Consider the following 20,142-nt stretch of genomic DNA (forward strand, 5'->3'; position numbering starts at 1 on the left):
GTCAGAAATAAGGGCGCAGGTTCTCGCGAATGCGGTCCAGCACCGTCTTTCCCGAGATATCGGCGGTGAAGGTCTTGCCGGTGATGGTCTCAAAGGCCTGCGTATAGACACGCGACGTCTGCTCGATGAGTTCGGCGGGGATTTTCGGAATACGGTCCTTGTAGGGATCGCAGCGTGCGGTTACCCAGGCGCGAATAAAGTCCTTGTCGAAGCTTTGCGGCCGCTCGCCTGCCTTGAAGCGCTCCTCATAGCTTGCCGCAAGCCAGTAGCGGCTGCTATCGGGCGTATGGATTTCATCGGCAAGGACGATGGCGCCATCCTTGTCCGTGCCGAACTCGTATTTGGTGTCGACCAGGATCAGGCCGCGCTTGGCGGCCAACGCTTTGCCGCGCGCAAACAGCGCCAGCGCATAGCGCGAGACGGTGTCCCATTGCTCTTCCGACAACAGGCCGCGCGTCAGGATCTCGTCACGCGTCAAGGGCTCGTCATGGCCGCCATCGAGCGCCTTGCTGGTCGGCGTGATGATGGCCTGCGGCAGCTTCTCATTGTCGCGCAGTCCGTCCGGCAGGCGGATGCCGTACATATCGCGTTCGCCGTTCTTGTATTTCGTCAGCACCGAAGTGCTGGTGGTGCCGGCGAGGTAGTCGCGAACAACGATTTCCACCGGCAGAATGTCGAGCCTGGTGCCGACGACGACATTGGGGTCGGGATAATCGAGCACATGGTTGGGGCAGATGTCCGCCGTTTCCTCGAACCAGTAGCGCGCCGTCTGGGTCAGCAGTTCGCCCTTGAGCGGGACAGCGGTCAGGATCACATCGAAGGCGCTCAGCCGGTCGGTGGCGATGATGATGCGGCGGCCATCCGGCAGATCGTAATTCTCGCGGACCTTGCCTTTGTAGTGGTTCGGGAGTTCCGGAATGAAGGCATCCGAGAGAACGCGCAGTGCTGTCATCCTGGTCTCATGGCTCCTAACAGTTTGGGCGACTCTTAACAAAGTTGGCGGGGCTTCGATACCCGAGGAAAGGGCGGTTCGTCCTTTGCGAATAATCAAGACATTGCCTTCGCCGTGCTATCTATTTGCAGCTTCCGGCACTCCTGGGGGACGCGGTGGACGTAGAGCTCAAATTTCTGATTGTCGGATTTGCCTGCGCGATCGCGGGCGGTCTGTCGTTCATCACCTTCGTCAAATGGCGCGAGGTGCAGGCGATGAGCCACTGGCTGCCGGCGCCGGGCAAGATCATCTCGTCGCGCGTCGAGGCGCGTGAAGTCAGAAGGTCGGGCGTCGGCTCGGACAGCCGCGACACCACCGAGATGCGCAATTTTCCGGCGGTCACCTTCGAATACAAGGTCGGTAAAAAGAAATTTCAAAGCTCGCGCTACAGCGTGAAGGAGAATCTGGGGAATTTCGAAGTCACCGAAACCCTGGCGCAGTTTCCCACCGGCGCTGAAGTGACCGTCTTCTACAATCCGGCCGATCCGGGCAAGGCCGTGATCGAACGCACCCTGCCGGACGGCGCCTTCAAGTTCATGGTCAAGCTCTCGGCCTGGCTGGTGATCGGCACGGTGGTGCTGGTGTTTTCGCTCGGTGGCGTGCTGGAGGCGATCCGGCCGCACCTGCCCAAGCCGCAGAACCTCGGCGCCGGAGCGCTGCTGCTGTTCATGGGGCTGATGATCCTGCGCATGGCCTTCGTCCAGAAGTCGCTTGCCGAGCAGGCGGCAAAATGGCCGGTCGCCCCCGGCCGCATTGACTCCTCGGGCCTGCAGACGCTGCGAAACTACAGCAGCCATCGACGCTGGAGCACCGTCTTCAAATCCCGCATCGTGTACAGCTACGGCGTCGCAGGCCAGCACTACACCTCAGACCGCGTCACCTTCGGCGCCACGGTCACCGCTTCAATGCCCGGCCTCGTCAGCGGCCAGGCGCGCAGCTATGCCGAGGGCGGCAAGGTCGACGTGCATTACGACCCAGCCAACCCCGCCTCGGCAGTGCTCGAATGCAGGGTGCGCGGGCTTTGGCTGCTGTGGGTCTGTTCGGCCGCGTTTTTGGGCGGCGCGGCTTGGCTGGTCGGTTTTATCTGAGGCGCCACTTTCATGACGAGACATCCAATGATCGTTCGCAGGCTGGCCGTCGTTTGCCTGGCTCTGCTCGGCGCCGTGCAGGCAGCGAGCGCAAAGGAATGTCTGCTCAGCCACGCCACCTATCGCGAGCCGCGTTCGGGCGCGGTGTTGCAATTCCGGCCGCTAGACAATGAGCCGGCGGCACTGACGGCCGAAGTGTTTTCGGTGACCGTGCCCAACACCGACACGCGCTTGCCGGCCGACATCGCCTGGACCAATGGCAAAAATTCGTTTCCGCTCGGCACCATCCGCCACGCCTGCACCGACGACGACCGCGAAGCGGGGCTGGAGGATGGCAGCGGTCTCTGCCGGATATGGATGGGCCAGGTCTATGCCTTGACCGGAGGCGGCGCCGAGCAGCTGAATTCGCGCGAAGCGACACCGGCGCCGAAAGGGCTGTTGCTGCCCGATTTCGGCGCGGGCTTCACCGAATTTGCCGATTTCGCCAATGCCAATCCGGACGGCTCGGCGTGGGACGCCTTCACATTGACAGGATGCAGCGATGAATAGCGCCATGAGACCGATTGTCTGGATCTGCACGCTGTTTGCCTCGGCGACGATATCAGCCGCAGCGCGGGCGGACGAGCCGGCGCCGTCGCGCCCGCCGATCGACAAATGCGTCTGGGAAAAAATGGCCGACAAGACGGTTGGGCTGGCCGCCTGGGTGCAGCGCTGCGATTTCGGTTTTCGCCAGATCCACTTCGAATTCGTCGGCAACGCGCTCGCCATCAAATACAGCGATGGCGGCGCGCCCGATCCGCTGGTCGAGGTGTTCGACATCAAATCAGGCGAAACCGCCGAGGCCGCGGTGTTGCGCCTGTTGCTGGAAAAGACCGACAAATCAGTCAGCGCCCGCTGCGTGCTGACGCCCTACACCGAGGGCACCGTGCCCGCGGGCGTCAAACGCTACACATTCAGCCCCGATGCTGCCTATGCGAAAGAGCTGAAGGCGCTAGCCAATGACGAAGTTCCCGAACCGCCCTGCGGCGACTGGGGCGAAATGCCGGATGGTATTCAGTATTTCGAGGCGCCGGCGGGTGAGGGGCGGAGGGTGCTGTTCGTTCGGGCGGGGCAGGACGAGCCGCTGTTCGACGATCAGACGCTGCGGGTGCCGGGATAGGATGTTGTCCTGAAGGCTACCGCTTATGCCTCTACGTATTCCGCGAGACTGATTCCTTTGGGCACCTCCAGCCCATCGGCACGCAAGCCCTCGATGTGAAAGCGTATAGCGTCGCGAATTTCCGTTTCCACCTCAGGCACTGTCGCGCCCGTCGCGATGCAGCCGGGCAGGTCTGGCACATAAGCAGAGAAATTATCGGCCGCTTTTTCAATCACTACCGCATAACGCATACAATCACTCCTTCAGAGGATGCTACGGTGTTCCGGTGCCGCTCATCCTCTCCCCACAACAAGGGGAGAAGATAAGCACTACCGGGTGACCATTAACGCCGTTTCCGGCTGGCCTCTTCGTCAGCAATTAACCTCGCCCGAATTGACGGCCACCTGTCTGCGATCTCTTGACATGAGGCAGCCAGCAGCTTTCTGCGTTGGCTGAAGCTACCGGGTGCAGCGAAAATCTTCTGGGCGAACACGTCAACAACAAAACAAAATTCTGCGCGCGGCTCTCCAGCATCTTCGAAACATTCCTCCGCGTACCAGTGGAGAAGTGCCCCATGCAGCGCCGAAGTTTCTGTCGACAACGGTAGTGTTTTGCAGAGATAAGGTTTGATCAAGCCGAAGCCGACTTCCCCCTTTCCTGTTTGTGGCATCTTGACCGAGTTTGTCGGTCGAACACTAAGAGATACACCGGCAAGAACGAATTTTGGCTGGCTATCTGAAATGCCGGTTATTCTGGCAGCAGTAGGCAGCTTGTCCAAGCTCATAGTCCGGCAAAGTTCGATAGCATCGTGAGCCGTAAGAAGCCTTTGTTCATCGTGCGAGGTGGCAGGTTGGCGCGATAATAAGGCTCTGTCGAGTTGAGATAATCGGCTGTCATCACGCCCGTGAGTTTCAATGAAATGCATCATTGCTCGCTCTATCTCGTTGTAGCGAGTGTCGAGGAGGAAGTTCTTAGGTTTGATGATGTCTTCAATGATCGCGGTTCGCCGCGTGGAGCGAGCGAAACAATATTCAACCAACTTATTAGCGCTAATTCTCGGTTCGATCTTCATAACGAAAAAGCCCTTTCCGGAGCAGTTAAAGTCACACTAGCTGCCGATGCCTTCTCGACTCTCTGATCAGAATCTCCATATAACTACCTTGCTACAGGAGATGGGATTCCGATCTCGTCGCCCCGCGTGGGCTTCGGCGCATCGCGGTACCAAAGGCCGGCCTGAAAGGGGCGGCCTTTGGTGTTTTGAGGGATGTTACATAAAGACATCCTTATGTGGCGTACTCTTTTTGTTCTCGATACCATTTCGGCCCGATCTTACGACCGGGCCGGTGATGTTACGCTTTTGCGCTCAGTTTCCTCAGCTGCACCCGCTCGTCGAGCCGCATGTATCGCACTTCTCGCAGGTGCCGTTCCGCACCATGGTGAAGTTGTGGCATTCCGAGCATTCGTTGCCGGTGTAGCCTTGCATCAAGGATTGCTGACGCCGCGTAGAGGCAAGCGCCTTTGCCTCGGCCGCTTCTTTCGCTGCTTCGTCGGTGAACAACCCGGTGGGATCGGCTGCCTCCTCGGAAACAATATCTTCGACCAATTCCTTGGCTCGCTCCTCATAGTCGCGCTTGTAGGCGATGGCTTCGTCGCTTGCTGGTTTAAGCGCCAGCACATTGGAGCCTGAGAACGCAGTTGGGGTGACCCGGGCAGGGGCCGCGGCAGGTGATCCGGCAAAACCCTTGGGTTCGCCACCTAGGCCAGACACCAACTTGACCGGCGAGGCGCCGCGGGTAAGGCCCTTCGAGAACGGCGTCGCCTTGCCTTCGTTGATGCCGCGTCCGAGCGCCGTCTTGTCGAAATCCGACTGGTCGACATGGGCGAGGTCGTGGCGGCCGAGGTAGGACACGGCGAGTTCGCGGAACACGTAGTCGAGGATCGACGTCGCATTCTTGATCGCGTCGTTGCCCTGCACCATGCCGGCCGGCTCGAATTTGGTGAAGGTGAAGGCCTCGACAAATTCCTCGAGCGGCACGCCATATTGCAAGCCAAGCGAGATGGCGATGGCGAAGTTGTTCATCATCGCTCGGAAAGCGGCGCCTTCCTTGTGCATGTCGATGAAGATCTCGCCGATGCGGCCGTCGTCGAATTCGCCCGTGCGCAGGTAGACCTTGTGGCCGCCGACGACTGCCTTCTGGGTGTAGCCCTTGCGGCGATTCGGCAGTTTTTCACGATCGCGGTAGAGGCGTTCGATGACGCGCTCGACGATCTTCTCGGTGACCTGCACGGCACGCTGTGAAGCGGGCGCCGCGATCAACTGCTCGACCGCGTCGTCCTCGTCGTCCTCGCTGTCGGCGAGCAGCGACGAATTGAGCGGCTGCGACAGCTTCGAGCCGTCGCGATAGAGCGCGTTGGCCTTCAGCGCCAGCTTCCACGACAGCATGTAGGCGCCCTTGGCGTCTTCCACCGTCGCATCGTTGGGCATGTTGATGGTCTTGGAGATGGCGCCGGAGATGAAAGGCTGTGCCGCCGCCATCATCTGGATGTGGCTGTTGATGGACAGCGAGCGCTTGCCGATCTTGCCGCACGGGCTGGCGCAGTCGAACACCGCGAGATGCTCGGCCTTGAGGAAGGGCGCGCCTTCCAGCGTCATCGCACCGCAGACATGGATGTTGGCGGCTTCGATGTCCTTCCTGGAGAAGCCGAGCGCCGGCAGCATCTCGAACGAGAAGTCGTTGAGCTGCTCGTCGGTGAAGCCGAACGTCTCCTTCACCCAGTCGGCGCCGAGCGTCCACTGGTTGAAGACGAACTTGATGTCGAAGGCCGACTTCAGTGCTGCATTGAGCGCCGCGATCTTGTCGTCGGTGAAGCCCTTCGCCTTGAGCGAGCCGGGGTTGACCGCCGGCGCCTGGTTCATGTTGCCGTGGCCGACAGCGTAAGCCTCGATCTCGGCGATCTGGCTTTCTGAATAGCCCAGCGTGCGCAGCGCTTCCGGCACGGCGCGGTTGATGATCTTGAAATAGCCGCCGCCGGCGAGCTTCTTGAACTTCACCAAGGCGAAGTCGGGCTCGATGCCGGTGGTATCGCAATCCATGACGAGACCGATCGTGCCGGTCGGCGCAATCACGGTCGCCTGCGCGTTGCGGTAGCCATGCTCTTCGCCGAGTTCGATGGCGCGGTCCCAGGCAGCCTTGGCGTGCGCGGCCAATTCCTGCTGCTTCAGGTCGGACGCGACCAGCGGCACCGGATTGACGGCGAGCTTCTCGTAGCCCTGTTTCTCGCCATAGGCGGCACGGCGATGGTTGCGCATGACGCGCAGCATGTTCTGCGCGTTGCGGTCGTAATCGGCGAAGGCGCCGAGCTCGCCAGCCATCTCGGCCGAGGTGGCATAGGCAGTGCCGGTCATGATGGCGGTGAGCGCTGCGCAGATGGCGCGGCCCTCGTCGGAGTCATAGGGAATGCCGGACGTCATCAGCAGGCCGCCAATGTTGGCATAGCCGAGGCCGAGCGTGCGGTATTCGTAGGACTGCTTGGCGATCTCCTTCGACGGGAACTGCGCCATCATCACCGAGATTTCGAGGACGACGGTCCACAGCCGCACCGTGTGCTCGTAGGCGGCGATGTCGATCGTGCCGTCGGCATTGCGGTAGGGCAGCAGGTTGATCGAGGCCAGGTTGCAGGCCGTGTCGTCGAGGAACATGTATTCCGAGCACGGATTGGAGGCCCGGATCGCACCGGCCGAAGCGCAGGTGTGCCAGTCGTTCATCGTCGTGTTGAAATGCAGGCCCGGATCGGCCGAAGCCCAGGCGGCGTAGCCGATCTTTTCCCAGAGGTCGCGTGCCTTCAGCGTCTTCAGCACCTTGCCGTCCTTGCGGGCGGTCAGATGCCAGTCGGCGTCGTCCTCGACGGCGCGCAGGAAGTTGTCCTTCAGCGACACCGAATTGTTGGAGTTCTGGCCGGAAACGGTGAGGTAGGCGTCGGAATCCCAGTCGGTGTCGTAGGTCTTGAACGACATCGAGGTGTAGCCCTGCTTGGCGAACTGGATGACGCGGTAGATGTAGTTCTCCGGCACCGCCGACTTCTTGGCCGCCTTGATCTCGCGCTTCAGCGCGGTGTTGATCGACGGGTCGAAGCAATCGTCATCATGGCCTTCGCAGTTGATGCAGGCCTTCATGATCGCTTCGAGATGTTTTTTCACGATCTTGGAGCCGGTGACCAGCGACGCCACCTTCTGCTCTTCATTGACCTTCCAGTCGATGAATTCCTCGATATCGGGATGGTCGGCGTCGACAATGACCATCTTGGCCGCACGACGCGTGGTGCCGCCCGACTTGATGGCGCCCGCCGCGCGGTCGCCGATCTTGAGGAAGCTCATCAGGCCGGACGAACGGCCGCCGCCCGACAGCTTTTCGCCTTCGCCGCGCAGCATCGAGAAATTGGAGCCGGTGCCCGAGCCGTATTTGAACAGGCGCGCTTCGCGCACCCACAGGTCCATGATGCCGCCTTCGTTGACGAGATCGTCCTGCACGCCCTGGATGAAACAGGCATGCGGCTGCGGATGCTCGTAGGAGGACTTCGACTTGGTCAGCTTGCCGGTAAACGGGTCGACATAATAGTGGCCCTGGCTCGGACCATCGATGCCGTAGGCCCAGTGCAGGCCGGTGTTGAACCATTGCGGCGAGTTCGGCGCAACGCGCTGGGTGGCGAGCATATAGGCGAGTTCGTCGCGGAAGGCGCTCGCGTCTTCTTCCGACTTGAAGTAGCCGCCCTTGTAGCCCCAATAGGTCCAGGTGCCGGCCAGCCGGTCGAAGACCTGGCGGGCGTCGATTTCGGAACCGTAGCGCTCGGCTTCCGGCAGCTTGGCAAGCTCGGCCTCGTCGGCGACGGAGCGCCACAGGAAGGAGGGGACGTCGTTCTCCTCGACCTTCTTCAGGCGCGCGGGCACGCCGGCCTTGCGGAAATACTTCTGCGCCAGGATGTCGGCGGCAACCTGCGAGAACTGCGCCGGCACATCGATATTGTCCAAGCGGAACACCACCGAGCCGTCCGGATTCTTGATCTCCGAAAGCGCCTTGCGGAATTCGATCTCCGCGTAAGCTGATTGGCCTGGCTTGGTGAAACGACGCTCGATGCGCATTGGTCCGGTCCCTTTTGTCTATATATAGCGCTTTTCCCCGGGGATTTCTGCCCCCAATGCGAAACGCGCATGTCCGCCGTCTGCCGGCGTTCGAAAACACCGGCTCTCCTTGTGGCAGTCTTCGTCGCCTTGCCGGTCGAGCTTCTTACGAAGCCGCTGTTCCAACTCTGCGCCGAACCCTGCGGGTCCCTCAAAACTGAATTTTTCCTCGATTCCCTCGACCGAGGGAAATTCACATTATCTAGCGTCGAACTTGCCTGCAAACACTAAATATAGTGTTAACAGACAATTTATTCCAGTCCGACAAATCTCCCTTTTCGCTCCCGAAGCCCCCACGATCCAACGCTTCCGCCAGCCTCGTAAACAGGCGGAAATCATGGCCAAAACGCACAAAATCCGGGAAAAATGACCGGGCTCGAAACTCTCCGGTCGCGCCCTCAACAAGAGCACATGGCACATAAAAGGCGACTCGGTTTGCGTCGTCAAGGATTCGTTTGCGTAGCTTTTGTGACCCCAACATCTTGTGTGTCACATATGTGGATAACGGGGACAAAAAGCGGCTGAGGAAAGCCCGATTCTGCCGGCGTGGACCGCTGGTGAGCGGTTCACCCGAGACAGGCCCGGCCGGATTCTGGCTCACAGCCTTTTCATTTTAGCTGGCGTGCATTATGTCTTTGGCGTCGCGCGGGGGCGCGTCTTGTCAATTCCAAGAGCATCCGTTACGCCCCGCCCATGACAGTTACCGTCCGTTTTGCCCCCTCACCAACCGGCCGCATTCATATCGGCAATGCCCGCACCGCCTTGTTCAACTGGCTGTTTGCCATGAACAACAAGGGCCGTTTCATCCAGCGCTTCGACGACACAGACATTGCCCGCTCAAGGCAGGAATTTTCCGACGCCATCCTCTACGACCTGCACTGGCTGGGGATTTTTCCCGACGCCACCGAATACCAGTCGCGGCGCTTCGAAACTTACGACGCGGCGGTGGAGCGGCTGCAGAGAGCCGGCGTTGTCTATCCCTGCTACGAGACCCCCGAAGAACTCGACCTGCGCCGCAAGGTGCGCCGCACGCGCGGCCTGCCGCCGGTCTATGGCCGCGAGGCGCTGGCGCTTTCGCAGCAGCAGATCGCCGAATACCGCTCCGATGGCCGCCGGCCGCACTGGCGCTTTCTGCTGCCCAACTTCACCAGCGATCCGCTGCAGCCCGAACGCACCGAAATCCACTGGAACGATCTGGTGCGCGGCGAGGAAACCGTCGATCTGGCCTCACTGTCCGATCCGGTGCTGCGGCGCGAGGACGGCACTTATCTCTACACGCTGCCTTCGGTCGTTGACGACATCGAGATGGGGGTCAGTCATGTCATTCGCGGCGACGACCACGTCACCAACACCGGCGTGCAGATCGCGCTGTTCAAGGCATTGGGCGCCGAGCCGCCTGTCTTCGGCCACCACAATCTCTTGACCACGGCCTCGGGCGAGGGCCTGTCGAAGCGCAGCGGTGCGCTGTCGATCGAAAGCCTGCGCGAGGAGGGCATCGAACCGATGGCTGTGGCTTCGCTGGCCGTCCTTGTCGGCACCTCGGAAAATGTCGCAGCGGTGCATGACATGCCGGCACTGGCCGCGCGCTTCGATCCCGCCGCCACGTCGAAATCGGCGGCCAAATTCGACCCGGACGAGCTGTTCGTGCTCAATCGTGCGCTCATGCACCACATGCCGTTTTCCGAGGCGCGGGATCGGCTGATCGTGCTCGGCATCTCCGGCGACAAGGCCGAGCCGTTCTGGCTGGCGGTGCGCGGCAATCTCGACCGGCTGAGCGACGCGGTCGGCTGGTGGCGCATCCTTGCCGACGGCCCGCAGCCCGCGCCGGAATTTTCCGACGAGGATCGCGACTTCCTGCAGCAGGCCTTCGACCTGTTGCCGGAAGAGCCGTGGACCGGTACGGTCTGGAAAGACTGGACGGCCAGGATCAGGGAAGCCAGCGGCCGCAAGGGCAAGGCGCTGTTCATGCCGCTCAGGCTGGCGCTTACCGGACTTGCTTCCGGGCCGGAGCTTGCAGATCTATTGCCGCTGCTGGGTCGGGAAGGAACGCTGGCCCGACGACCCTGACCTTGCGCTGGTCCGGCGGGATCAGCGACACCGGCGACACCACCGGCTTGACGGCAAGGCGCTTGATGGCGGCGCGGTCGAGCCCGCCTTGTACGTTCGCCAGCGTCTCCGGATCCGCGCCCGGATCGGGTTTGGCCGCCGGCACCGGAATGAATGGCGTTGTCTCGGTATCAGGCTGCGATTGCTCGGGCGGTGGCGGGTTGCCGCCGATGATCTCGAAATTTCCGGCCTGCGCATTGCAGCCACAAGCCAGCGGCCGCGACATGTTGGGCTGTTTGTAGAGATAGGCGGTCGGCAACTCGCTGTAGGGCCTGCCGGTCACCGACGACGTCATGTTGGCCGAATCGTCTTCCATGCCGCGCGAATAGAACACCTGCATTTCGGTGCCGGGGCAGCTCGATTCGCAGTTCTTCTGGTCGCGCTCGAAATCGCCGAGCGAAGCCGAGTTCGACATCGGGAAGAAATAGCCGTCGCAGGTGCGCACGCAGCTCGTATGGAACTCGCCGCCGACCGTCGGGAAATCCGGCACGCCGGGCTGATTGAGCACCCGGCGCACATTGCGCTCCTCGCCGGGATCATCGGGCTGATCGAGCGTGTCGATCTGCCGGTTGCCGCCGAAAAGCTGGTCGAACAGATTGCCGTCGTCGGGTTCGCGGCTGGCTTCCTGCAGCGGCTCCCGGCGCGGCGCGGGCTCGCCGCGGCAGCCATTGGCGTCGAGCGCGGCCAGGATGCGGCCGCGGTCGCCCCGCGAGCCGCCGCCGGCAAGCTGCGCGCGCTTGGCTTGCAACGCATCGAGATTGGCGTTCATGCGATCGATGCTGCTGTTCAGCGCAGCACATTGGCTGACATTGCGCGAAAACAGCGAAAACCCGCAATTCGCATCGCTCGCACGACCGCGCACCTTTGATAGCTGTTCGAACTGGCGGGAGATGGCCTTGTCATACTTCCGCACCATGCTGGAATTGCCGCCGCCATTCGATGAAGAAGCAAGCTCGGCTTCCAGTTGACGGCAAACGCGGGAGGCGGCCTGCGGTTCAGTGGTGGCGACGGCCGAAAGCACAAGCGCTCCGAGCAGCGCCGCCAGGTGCTTCAGCCTCCATCGTCCGCCCGTCATTGCCCGAACCCCGCTTGCCAGCCTGTCTACCGGATTCGCCGTTAACCGTTCCCTCAATCTACAACCAAAGATGGTCTTAGCCCATAGACACGTTGCAGGAGGCGTTTGGATAGGGCGGCAACTGTGCGATCTCACCGCTGCATGAAAAAGGCGCAATCCCCCCGGAATTATCCCACGATCCAGCAATGCCCCGGGGAGCTGGCATGATCGCGATTACCCGTCGAACCGCGCTGCAGTTCGGTCTGTTGTGCCTGGCGGCGCCCGCCGCCCGGGCGCAGGAAAATCCAGCCGCTCCGGACTGGCGCAGCAAATTGGTCGAAGCCGCGCGTGAGCAGATCGGCGTCACCACCTTCTACGACCCGGCCTATGTCCGCCTCGGCTATCCCGGCGGCGACGTCGCGCCGGACAGGGGCGTGTGCACGGATGTCATCGTGCGCGCCTATCGCCGCGCCTTCAATCTCGACCTGCAGAAACTGGTGCATGAGGATATGGCCGCCAATTTCGCCGCGTATCCCAAGACCTGGGGCCTGAAAGCGACCGACCGCAACATCGACCACCGACGGGTCGGCAATCTTGCCGCTTTTTTCGGGCGCAAGGGAGTTTCCTTGCCCGCCAGCGAGTATCCTCCCGACTTTCAGCCGGGCGATGTCGTCACCCAGATGCTGCCCGGCAACCTGCCGCACATCGTCATCGTCTCATCCGAACGCTCGGCGGACGTTCCGGAACGAGCGCTGGTCATCCACAATATCGGGTCGGGCGCCCGCGATGAGGACACGCTGTTTGCCTTCAAGCAGACCGGGCATTATCGTTTCGTGCCTGCCTGACGGCGTCAGTTGAAATGAACCACCGCCTGCGCCTTGTGCGCCGCCTCGACCACTGCCAGCGCCGTCATGTTGACGACGCCGCGCGACGTCACCGACGGCGTCAAAATATGCGCCGGCTTGTCGGTGCCAAGCAGGATCGGCCCGACATGCAGCGCGTCCATCATCGTGCGCAGCGCGGTCAGCGTGATGTTGGCGGAGTCGAGGTTGGGGAACACCAGGAGATTGGCTTCGCCCTTCAGCCGCGAATGCGGATAGACGCGCTGGCGCAGATGCTCCGACAGGGCTGAATCGGCATGCATCTCGCCGTCGCATTGCAGGTCGGGCGCAACGCGCGCCAGGATCGCCGCTGCCTGCCGCATCTTCAGCGCGCTGGGAGAATCGCGCGAGCCGAAATCCGAATGCGACAGCAGCGCCGCCTTCGGCTCGATGCCGAAGCGCTGGATTTCCTCCGCCGCCAATATGGTCATTTCGGCGATCTCCTCGGCCGTGGGGTCGACCGAGACATGGGTGTCGGTGAGGAAGATGATGCCGCGTTGCGAGATCAGCATCGACAGCGTCGACAGGTCGCGGTCCTTGACGCCCGCGCGTGGTCCGATGACCAGCGTCACATTGCGCAGATGCCGCTCGAAACGACCCTCGAGGCCGCAGATCATGGCGTCGGCATCGCCGCGCTTCAGCGCCAGTGCCGCAATCACCGTATTGTCGGTGCGCACCATGGTGCGCGCGGCCTCCGTCGTCACGCCGCGCCGGCCGGCAAGCTCGATCAACAGGTCGACATAATGGCGGTAGCGCGGATCGTCTTCCGGGTTGATCAGGCCGAAATCTACGCCCGGCTTGATACGCAGGCCGTAGCGCTTCAGCCTGACCTCGATGACATGCGGGCGGCCGATCAGGATCGGCTCGGCAATGCCTTCCTCCAGCACCACCTGGGCTGCGCGCAGCACGCGCTCGTCCTCGCCGTCGGCATAGATGACGCGCTTGGCGGTCGACGCCTTGGCCGACGAGAACACCGGCTTCATCACCAGGCCGGAGCGGAAGACGAAGCGGTTGAGCTGGTCGATATAGGCGGCGAAGTCGGTGATCGGCCGGGTCGCGACGCCGGTGTCGCAGGCAGCCTTGGCCACCGCCGGCGCGATGCGCAGGATCAGGCGGGGATCGAAGGGCGAGGGGATAAGGAAGTCGGGTCCGAAGATCGGCGTCTCGCCGGAATAGGCGCGGGCGGCGACGTCGGATGGTTCTTCGCGGGCAAGCGCGGCGATCGCCCGGACCGCGGCCATCTTCATCTCCTCGTTGATGGCGCTGGCGCCGCAATCCAGCGCACCGCGGAAGATGTAAGGAAAACAAAGCACGTTGTTGACCTGATTGGGGAAATCGGAACGGCCGGTGCAGATCATCGCGTCGGGACGAGCGGCGCGCGCGCCCTCCGGCATGATCTCGGGATTGGGGTTGGCCAGCGCCAGGATCAACGGCTTAGGCGCCATATGATCAAGCAATTCCGGCTTCAGCACGCCGGCGGCCGACAGGCCGAGAAAAACGTCGGCGCCAGGGATCACATCGGCCAGCGTGCGCGCCTCGGTGTCCTTCACATAGGGGTCTTTCCAGCGATCCATCTCGTCGGTGCGGCCCTTGTAGGCGACGCCGAAGCGGTCGGTGACCCAGATGTTCTCTACCTTGGCGCCAAGCGAGACCAACAGGTTGAGGCAGGCGAGCGCTGCCGCACCGGCGCCTGAGGTGACGATCTTGATGTCGGAAATGGTCTTGCCGGCGAATTCCAGCCCGTTGAGCACCGCGGCGGCGACGATGATGGCGGTGCCATGCTGGTCGTCATGGAAGACGGGAATGCCCATGCGGGCCTTCAACTGCGCCTCGACCTCGAAGCATTCGGGCGCCTTGATGTCCTCGAGATTGATGCCGCCGAATGTCGGTTCCAGCGCCGAGATCGTCTCGACCATGCGCTCTATGCCCGGCGCGTCGATCTCGATGTCGAAGACGTCGATGCCGGCGAATTTCTTGAACAGCACCGCCTTGCCTTCCATCACCGGCTTGGAGGCGAGCGGGCCGATATTGCCGAGCCCGAGCACGGCCGAGCCGTTGGAGACGACGCCGACCAGATTGGCGCGCGCTGTATAATCGGCCGCGGTTGCCGGATTGTCGCGGATTTCGAGGCAGGGCGCGGCAACACCCGGCGAATAGGCCAACGCCAGGTCGCGCTGGTTGCCGAGCGGCTTGGTCGCCTGGATCTCGAGCTTTCCCGGCCTTGGATGCTTGTGGAAGTAGAGGGCGGCTTCGTCGAGGTCCGAACGTGCCGTTTTCTTGTTCTCGCCTTCCATGCGGCCGCTCCCTCAAACCTGCTTTGCAGCCTTTTAGCACGCAAAAATGGTTTTTCGCGACGCCAAATGACGCAAGGGCGGCTAAAACAACCCGGTCCGGAAAGATCGAACTATTTCAGATGATTGCGCTGAAATCCTGCCGATTATCCATCGAGCCCTTCAGAACGCGCTGACATAGAGGCCGCCATCGACCGGGATGTTCTGGCCGGTGAGATAACCGGCATGGACCGAGCACAGAAAGGCGCAGATCTGGCCGAACTCTTCCGGCGTGCCGAGCCGCTTGGCCGGAACGTCGGCGCTGATGCGGGTCTTGCGCGCTGCGGCCGCTGCCGGGTCTTCCATCGTGCCGGCCTCATGCGGGCCGCGCAGCCGGTCGGTGTCGAGCTTGCCCGGCAGCAGGCTGTTGATGGTGACGTTGCGGTCGATCACCGTGCGCGCCACGCCGGCCAGGAACGAGGTCAGCCCGGCTCGCGCGCCGGACGACAGATCGAGGCCGGGAATCGGGACGTAGACCGACAGCGAGGTGATGTTGACGATGCGGCCGAAGCCGCGCATGGCCATGCCGTCGATGACGGCCTGCACCAGTTCGATCGGCGTCACCATGTTCTGCGTCACGCCTTCGAGGATCTTTGCGCGGTCGAGTTCGCGGAAATCGCGCAAGGGCGGGCCGCCATTGTTGTTGACCAGGATATCCGGGTCGGGGCAGGCGGCAAGGAGCGCGTGCTGCACGTCGGGTTTCGAGACGTCGCCGACGATCTCGGTCACCTTCACGCCGTAGCGTTCGCGGAGTTCGGCTGCGGTTTTTGCCAGCAGCTCGGCATTGCGGCCGTTGACAACGAGATCGCAGCCGGCCTCGGCCAGCGCCATGGCGCAGCCGCGGCCCAGCCCCTTGCTCGATGCGCAGACGATGGCCTTCTTGCCCTTGATGCCGAGATCCATGACGATTTTCTCCTGTGAATGGCGCGGCACGCTAGCCCTTTGGCTGGCCCAATCGCAACCGTCATACGGTTGTTGCATGAATCGGGGCATAGCCTGCGCGAAAGCAACGGTGACGATCTGATGTCCGGTACAGAAACCCGCACTTTCCGCAGCATGTTCATATCCGACCTGCATCTCGGATCGAAGGCGGCCAAGGCCGAGTTCCTGATCGATTTCCTGCGGTATCACGACGCCGATATCATCTATCTCGTCGGTGATATCGTCGACGGCTGGCGGCTGCGGCGCAGCTGGCATTGGCCGCAGAGCCACAATGACGTCGTCCAGAAACTGCTGCGCAAGGCGCGCAAGGGCGCCTCGATCACCTATATCGCCGGCAATCACGACGAATTCGCGCGCCAGTTCCAAGGCGTGCATTTCGGCGGCATCGTCGTTGCCGACCGCGCCATCCACGAAACCGCCGATGGCAGGCGCCTGCTGGTCATCCACGGCGACCAGTTCGATACCGTCGTCCACAATGCACGCTGGCTGGCCTACCTCGGCGACTACGCCTATGACGCCGCGATGCTGGTCAACCGCGCGGTGACGAGGCTGCGCCACCTGCTTGGGCTTCCCTACTGGTCGTTCTCGTCCTGGGCCAAGGTCAAGGTCAAGAAGGCGGTCAACTTCATCGGCTCGTTCCAGACCGTGCTGACTGAGGAGGCCCGCCGCTCGCATGTCGACGGCGTCATCTGCGGCCACATCCATCACGCCGCGATCGAGACTTATGAGGATGTGCAGTACATCAACACCGGCGACTGGGTGGAGAGCTGCACGGCGGTGGTCGAACATTTCGACGGCAAGATGGAGATCATCCACTGGGCGCTGGTGCTGCCCGAAGCACCGGACGAGCCGTTCATCCCGCTGCTCATCGAAGACAGGGTCGTCGAAGCGGCATAACCCTCCTGTTAATCGACTGGTCCAGGCAGTTTCGGACCGCTTTCGCGCATGTTAAGGGATCGATCTGCGTTGCAGCCCTTTGTGCAGCGTAATTGGATCGATTCATGTCGCTGCCGCCGCTCTCGCCCGAACAACTCGTCAAGCCGCGCCATTTCGAACTGCGCATGAGTCTGATCTTCGCGACATTGTTCGTGTCGCTGGGAACGCATGTGCCTTATTTCCCGCTGTGGCTGCATGCCCAGGGTTTCCACGCCGAGCAGATCGCCATCATCCTGGCGGCGCCGATGTTCCTGCGCGTGGTGACAACACCCCTGCTGACCGCGCTGGCCGACCGGGCGAAGGACAGGGCGGATGTCTATATTGCGCTGGTGGCCGCGACGATGGTGCTTTCCGCCGGCTATTTCCTCACTCCCACCTATGCGGCGGTGCTTGCCGTATCGCTGGCGCTGACGGTGGTGTGGACGCCGCATTCGCCGATCGCCGATTCGCTCGCGCTGTCGGGCGTGCGCCGCTTCGGCTCGAACTACACCGCGATGCGCAAATGGGGCTCGATCTCCTATCTCTGCGCCAACGTCGCAGGCGGCTTTATCCTGGCCTGGACGAGCCCGCAGGCCGTGCCGGTAATCATCTTTGCGGCATTGTCTGCCGCGCTCGTCGCCGGATTGCTGGCGCCGCGGCTTGGCCGCCCGCGCCGGGCTTCGCCGCTATCTGCCGCCGACATCCAGCATCAGGCGCCGAGCCTTCTCAATCCGTATTTCCTGTATTTCACCCTCGGCGTCGGCATCATCACCGCCAGCCATGCCTTCCTCTACGGCTTTGTCTCAATCTACTGGAAATCGGTCGGCATCAGCGATTCCGTCGTTGGCCTGCTGTGGGCCTGGGGCGTGGTGGCCGAGGTCTGCATGTTCGTGTTTTTCAACCGTATTTTTGCCTCCGTCTCAGTCGTCAAGGTGATGCTGATCGCCGGCGTCGGCTCCATCGTGCGCTGGATCGCCTTTCCGTTGATCTGGCCACTCGGGCTTGGCGTTGCCGGTTTCTTCGGCGTCCAGACCCTGCATTCGGTGTCGGTGGCGATGGTGTTGATCGGCCTGCAGAAGATGATCGGCGAAACGGTTTCGGAAGAACGCACGGGTGCGGCGCAAGGCATTGCCTATTTCTTCAACGGCTTCTTCATGGCGGCGGTGACGCTGGCGTCCGGCCCGCTTTATGAGCGCTACGGCGTCGACGGCTTCCTGGCGATGATCCCGATCGCCATCATCGGCCTGGCGCTGATCGGGCTCGCCGCGCGTTCAGCCCCACAGCATCCTGTCAGGCGGTAACACCAGCGACCCCTGGTACACGAGGCCGGGCTGGCGGTCGCGGGCAAGCAGCAGCGGACCGTCGAGGTCGACGAAGTCGGCGCCTTGCGCCAAAAGCACTGCCGGCGCCATCGCCAGCGACGTGCCGACCATGCAGCCGACCATCACGCCGAATCCCAGCTCCCGGGCGCGGTCGCGAAGGGTAAGGGCGGCGGTCAGGCCGCCGGATTTGTCGAGCTTGATGTTGACGGCGTCATAGAGGCCGACAAGCGCTTCGAGGTCCTTCGCCTCGTGGAGGCTTTCGTCTGCGCAGATCGGCACCGGATGAGCGATGTGGCGCAGGATGGCATCATGGCCAGCGGGAAGCGGCTGTTCGATCAGGGCTATGCCATGTTCGGCGGCGAAAGCGAGATTCTCGATGATGTTGGCATCGGTCCAGCCTTCATTGGCGTCGAGGATGATGCGGCTGTCGGGCGCCGCTTCGGTCACGGCGCGGATGCGGGCCAAGTCGTTGTCGCCGCCGATCTTGACCTTGAGCAGCGGCCGTCCGGCATTGGCGCGGGCTTGCGCCGCCATTGCCTCCGGCTCGCCCAGCGACAGCGTGTAGGCCGTCTCCAGCGCCGACAAGGGCACAACGTGGATGGCGTCCGCGACCGCAACGCCGCTGATCTTGGCCTCCAGGTCCCACAAGGCGCAATCGATGGCGTTGCGGGCAGCACCCGCCGGCATCGCATCGAGCAGTTCCTTGCGGCTGATGCCGCCTTCTATCTGCCGGCGCATGGCCTCGATGGCGTCGCGCACCCCCTCCATGGTCTCGCCATAGCGCTTGTAGGGGACGCATTCGCCCCATCCGCGATTGTCCCCATCACTGATCGTGCAGGTAATGACTTCGGCTTCGGTCTTCGACCCGCGCGAGATGGTGAAGGTGCCGGCAATGGGAAAACGCTCGGCCTCAACCGAAATGACACGCGCCATAATTTTCTGCTCCGGCTATGCGACAACGCGTCGTCGGCAAATCGACAGGTACGACCCGTCAGGCTAAACAGGACGCCATGTTGACCATCGGCAAACGCGACGCAAGCGGCAACGCCGCCAAGGAGGCCGACCACCAGCCCCGCGTTGCGGTCGGCGAGGAGGGCGGCGTCCTCCGCTGCGCTTTCTCCGGCATCTGGACGACGACGACAGTGGCGCTGATCGACGCCGAGATGCGCAAGATCGAGCAGCGCAAAGGCTTCCAGACGCTCGCTTTGGATCTTTCCCACATCGAGAAGATGGACACCGCCGGCGCCTGGCTGATCGATCGCCTGGTCAGTGTCTTCGAAAAGAAGGGTGTCGAGATCAAGATGCAGGGGCAAAGCGATGTCGCCTCGATCCTGCTCGGCGCCGTTGGCGAAGCTGTCCGGCGCGAGCCCGAATCGCGCGGCGTCCGGCGCCCCAACATCATCCTCCGCGGGCTGGAGGCGGTCGGCCGCCGCATCTATGAGATGCGCGACGACTTCCTCGCCTCGATGAACATCCTCGGCGCCACCATCGGCGGCGCCCAGATGAAGCTCGGGCGCGGCCATGCCATCAATCCGGCGGCGATCTTCAACCAGATCGATCGCATGGGGGTCGGCGCCATCCCCGTGGTGGTGCTGATGTCGGCGATCGTCGGCGCCATCGTCGCCCAGCAGGGCGCCTACCAGCTCAATTATTTCGGCGCCAACATTTTCGTTGTCGATCTGGTCGGCGTGCTGATCCTGCGCGAACTCGGCGTGCTGATGACCGCCATCATGATCGCCGGCCGCTCCGGCAGCGCCATCACCGCCGAGATCGGCTCGATGAAGATGCGCGAGGAGGTCGACGCGCTGAAGGTCATCGGCCTCAACCCGATCGGCGTGCTGGTGTTTCCGCGCCTGGTGGCGCTGGTGATCGCGCTGCCCTGTCTCACCATCGTCGCCAATTTCGCCGCTCTTGGCGGCGGCATCCTAGCCGCCTGGCTTTATTCCGGTATTGCGCCGACGGCCTTCATCGACCGGCTGCGCGGCGCGATCGATATCAGCACCATCTTCGCCGGGCTGATCAAGGCGCCGTTCATGGCCATGATCATCGGCACCATTGCTTCCGTAGAAGGCATGAAGGTCGGCGGCAGCGCCGAATCGCTGGGTCTGCACGTCACCGCCTCGGTTGTGAAATCGATCTTCGTTGTCATCATCCTCGATGGCCTTTTTGCCATCTTCTACGCATCGATCGAGTTCTGAC

The 20,142-nt window shown here is 62.5% G+C and carries 16 protein-coding genes; 8 read left to right on the forward strand and 8 right to left on the reverse strand.

What is annotated here, in order from left to right:
* Nucleotide 1: 1 nt before the first annotated feature.
* On the reverse strand, nt 2–943 hold the full coding sequence (locus tag ACYG9Z_RS26835) for a phosphoribosylaminoimidazolesuccinocarboxamide synthase (RefSeq protein WP_023684926.1): 942 nt from the start codon (nt 941–943) through the stop codon (nt 2–4).
* Between the two features lie 164 nt (nt 944–1,107).
* On the opposite strand from ACYG9Z_RS26835, the gene ACYG9Z_RS26840 reads away from it, so the two are divergent.
* Genes ACYG9Z_RS26840 through ACYG9Z_RS26850 form a run of 3 tightly spaced genes read left to right on the forward strand, consistent with a single transcriptional unit; the run spans nt 1,108 to nt 3,238 of the window.
* A complete protein-coding gene (locus ACYG9Z_RS26840; RefSeq protein WP_023751469.1) occupies nt 1,108–2,079 on the forward strand; it encodes a DUF3592 domain-containing protein in 972 nt (323 codons plus the stop codon).
* A 27-nt stretch (nt 2,080–2,106) separates the two neighbouring features.
* Nucleotides 2,107–2,628 carry a hypothetical protein gene (locus ACYG9Z_RS26845; protein ID WP_023700824.1) on the forward strand — a complete coding sequence of 174 codons (522 nt, stop codon included), beginning with the start codon at nt 2,107–2,109 and terminating at the stop codon, nt 2,626–2,628.
* Nucleotides 2,629–2,632: 4 nt separating this feature from the next.
* Nucleotides 2,633–3,238 carry a hypothetical protein gene (locus tag ACYG9Z_RS26850; protein WP_245259856.1) on the forward strand — a complete coding sequence of 202 codons (606 nt, stop codon included), beginning with the start codon at nt 2,633–2,635 and terminating at the stop codon, nt 3,236–3,238.
* Nucleotides 3,239–3,261: 23 nt separating this feature from the next.
* Here the strand turns inward: ACYG9Z_RS26850 and ACYG9Z_RS26855 are convergent, their stop codons facing one another.
* The 3 genes from ACYG9Z_RS26855 to ACYG9Z_RS26865 all read right to left on the reverse strand — a co-directional run bounded on the left by ACYG9Z_RS26855 (nt 3,262) and on the right by ACYG9Z_RS26865 (nt 8,354).
* Nucleotides 3,262–3,468, reverse strand: coding sequence for a type II toxin-antitoxin system HicB family antitoxin (locus tag ACYG9Z_RS26855; RefSeq protein ID WP_023736541.1), 207 nt, complete (start codon nt 3,466–3,468; stop codon nt 3,262–3,264).
* Between the two features lie 92 nt (nt 3,469–3,560).
* Nucleotides 3,561–4,289, reverse strand: a complete 729-nt coding sequence (locus ACYG9Z_RS26860; RefSeq protein ID WP_023736542.1) for a hypothetical protein — start codon at nt 4,287–4,289, stop codon at nt 3,561–3,563.
* A gap of 300 nt (nt 4,290–4,589) precedes the next feature.
* Complete coding sequence (locus ACYG9Z_RS26865) at nt 4,590–8,354, reverse strand: vitamin B12-dependent ribonucleotide reductase (protein ID WP_023751470.1); 3,765 nt, start codon at nt 8,352–8,354, stop codon at nt 4,590–4,592.
* 732 nt (nt 8,355–9,086) lie between these two features.
* On the opposite strand from ACYG9Z_RS26865, the gene gltX reads away from it, so the two are divergent.
* A complete protein-coding gene (gene gltX / locus ACYG9Z_RS26870) occupies nt 9,087–10,460 on the forward strand; it encodes a glutamate--tRNA ligase (RefSeq protein ID WP_023694165.1) in 1,374 nt (457 codons plus the stop codon).
* Here gltX and ACYG9Z_RS26875 read toward each other — a convergent pair.
* Entirely contained in the window at nt 10,378–11,574 is a 1,197-nt protein-coding gene (locus ACYG9Z_RS26875) for a DUF2865 domain-containing protein (RefSeq protein WP_023751472.1), read from the reverse strand. The genes gltX and ACYG9Z_RS26875 overlap by 83 nt on opposite strands.
* A gap of 203 nt (nt 11,575–11,777) precedes the next feature.
* Between ACYG9Z_RS26875 and ACYG9Z_RS26880 the strand changes: the two genes are divergently transcribed.
* Complete coding sequence (locus ACYG9Z_RS26880) at nt 11,778–12,398, forward strand: DUF1287 domain-containing protein (RefSeq protein WP_023751473.1); 621 nt, start codon at nt 11,778–11,780, stop codon at nt 12,396–12,398.
* 5 nt (nt 12,399–12,403) lie between these two features.
* Here ACYG9Z_RS26880 and ACYG9Z_RS26885 read toward each other — a convergent pair whose 3' ends face one another.
* Both ACYG9Z_RS26885 and ACYG9Z_RS26890 read right to left on the reverse strand, forming a co-directional pair.
* Nucleotides 12,404–14,728 carry an NADP-dependent malic enzyme gene (locus ACYG9Z_RS26885; protein ID WP_023751474.1) on the reverse strand — a complete coding sequence of 775 codons (2,325 nt, stop codon included), beginning with the start codon at nt 14,726–14,728 and terminating at the stop codon, nt 12,404–12,406.
* 159 nt (nt 14,729–14,887) lie between these two features.
* A complete protein-coding gene (locus tag ACYG9Z_RS26890; protein WP_023746000.1) occupies nt 14,888–15,667 on the reverse strand; it encodes an SDR family oxidoreductase in 780 nt (259 codons plus the stop codon).
* A 120-nt stretch (nt 15,668–15,787) separates the two neighbouring features.
* Here ACYG9Z_RS26890 and ACYG9Z_RS26895 point away from each other — a divergent pair, with 120 nt between their 5' ends.
* Entirely contained in the window at nt 15,788–16,603 is an 816-nt protein-coding gene (locus ACYG9Z_RS26895; protein ID WP_023751475.1) for a UDP-2,3-diacylglucosamine diphosphatase, read from the forward strand.
* Between the two features lie 104 nt (nt 16,604–16,707).
* Entirely contained in the window at nt 16,708–17,922 is a 1,215-nt protein-coding gene (locus tag ACYG9Z_RS26900; RefSeq protein WP_023715970.1) for an MFS transporter, read from the forward strand.
* On the opposite strand, the gene dgcA is transcribed toward ACYG9Z_RS26900, so the two are convergent.
* On the reverse strand, nt 17,893–18,876 hold the full coding sequence (gene dgcA, locus ACYG9Z_RS26905; protein ID WP_023751476.1) for an N-acetyl-D-Glu racemase DgcA: 984 nt from the start codon (nt 18,874–18,876) through the stop codon (nt 17,893–17,895). The genes ACYG9Z_RS26900 and dgcA overlap by 30 nt on opposite strands.
* A 77-nt stretch (nt 18,877–18,953) precedes the next feature.
* Here dgcA and ACYG9Z_RS26910 point away from each other — a divergent pair, with 77 nt between their 5' ends.
* Nucleotides 18,954–20,141: an MlaE family ABC transporter permease gene (locus ACYG9Z_RS26910; protein WP_352520279.1), complete on the forward strand. Its 1,188-nt coding sequence runs from the start codon at nt 18,954–18,956 to the stop codon at nt 20,139–20,141.
* Nucleotide 20,142: the final 1 nt, after the last annotated feature.

The organism is Mesorhizobium sp. RSR380A (assembly GCF_054719385.1).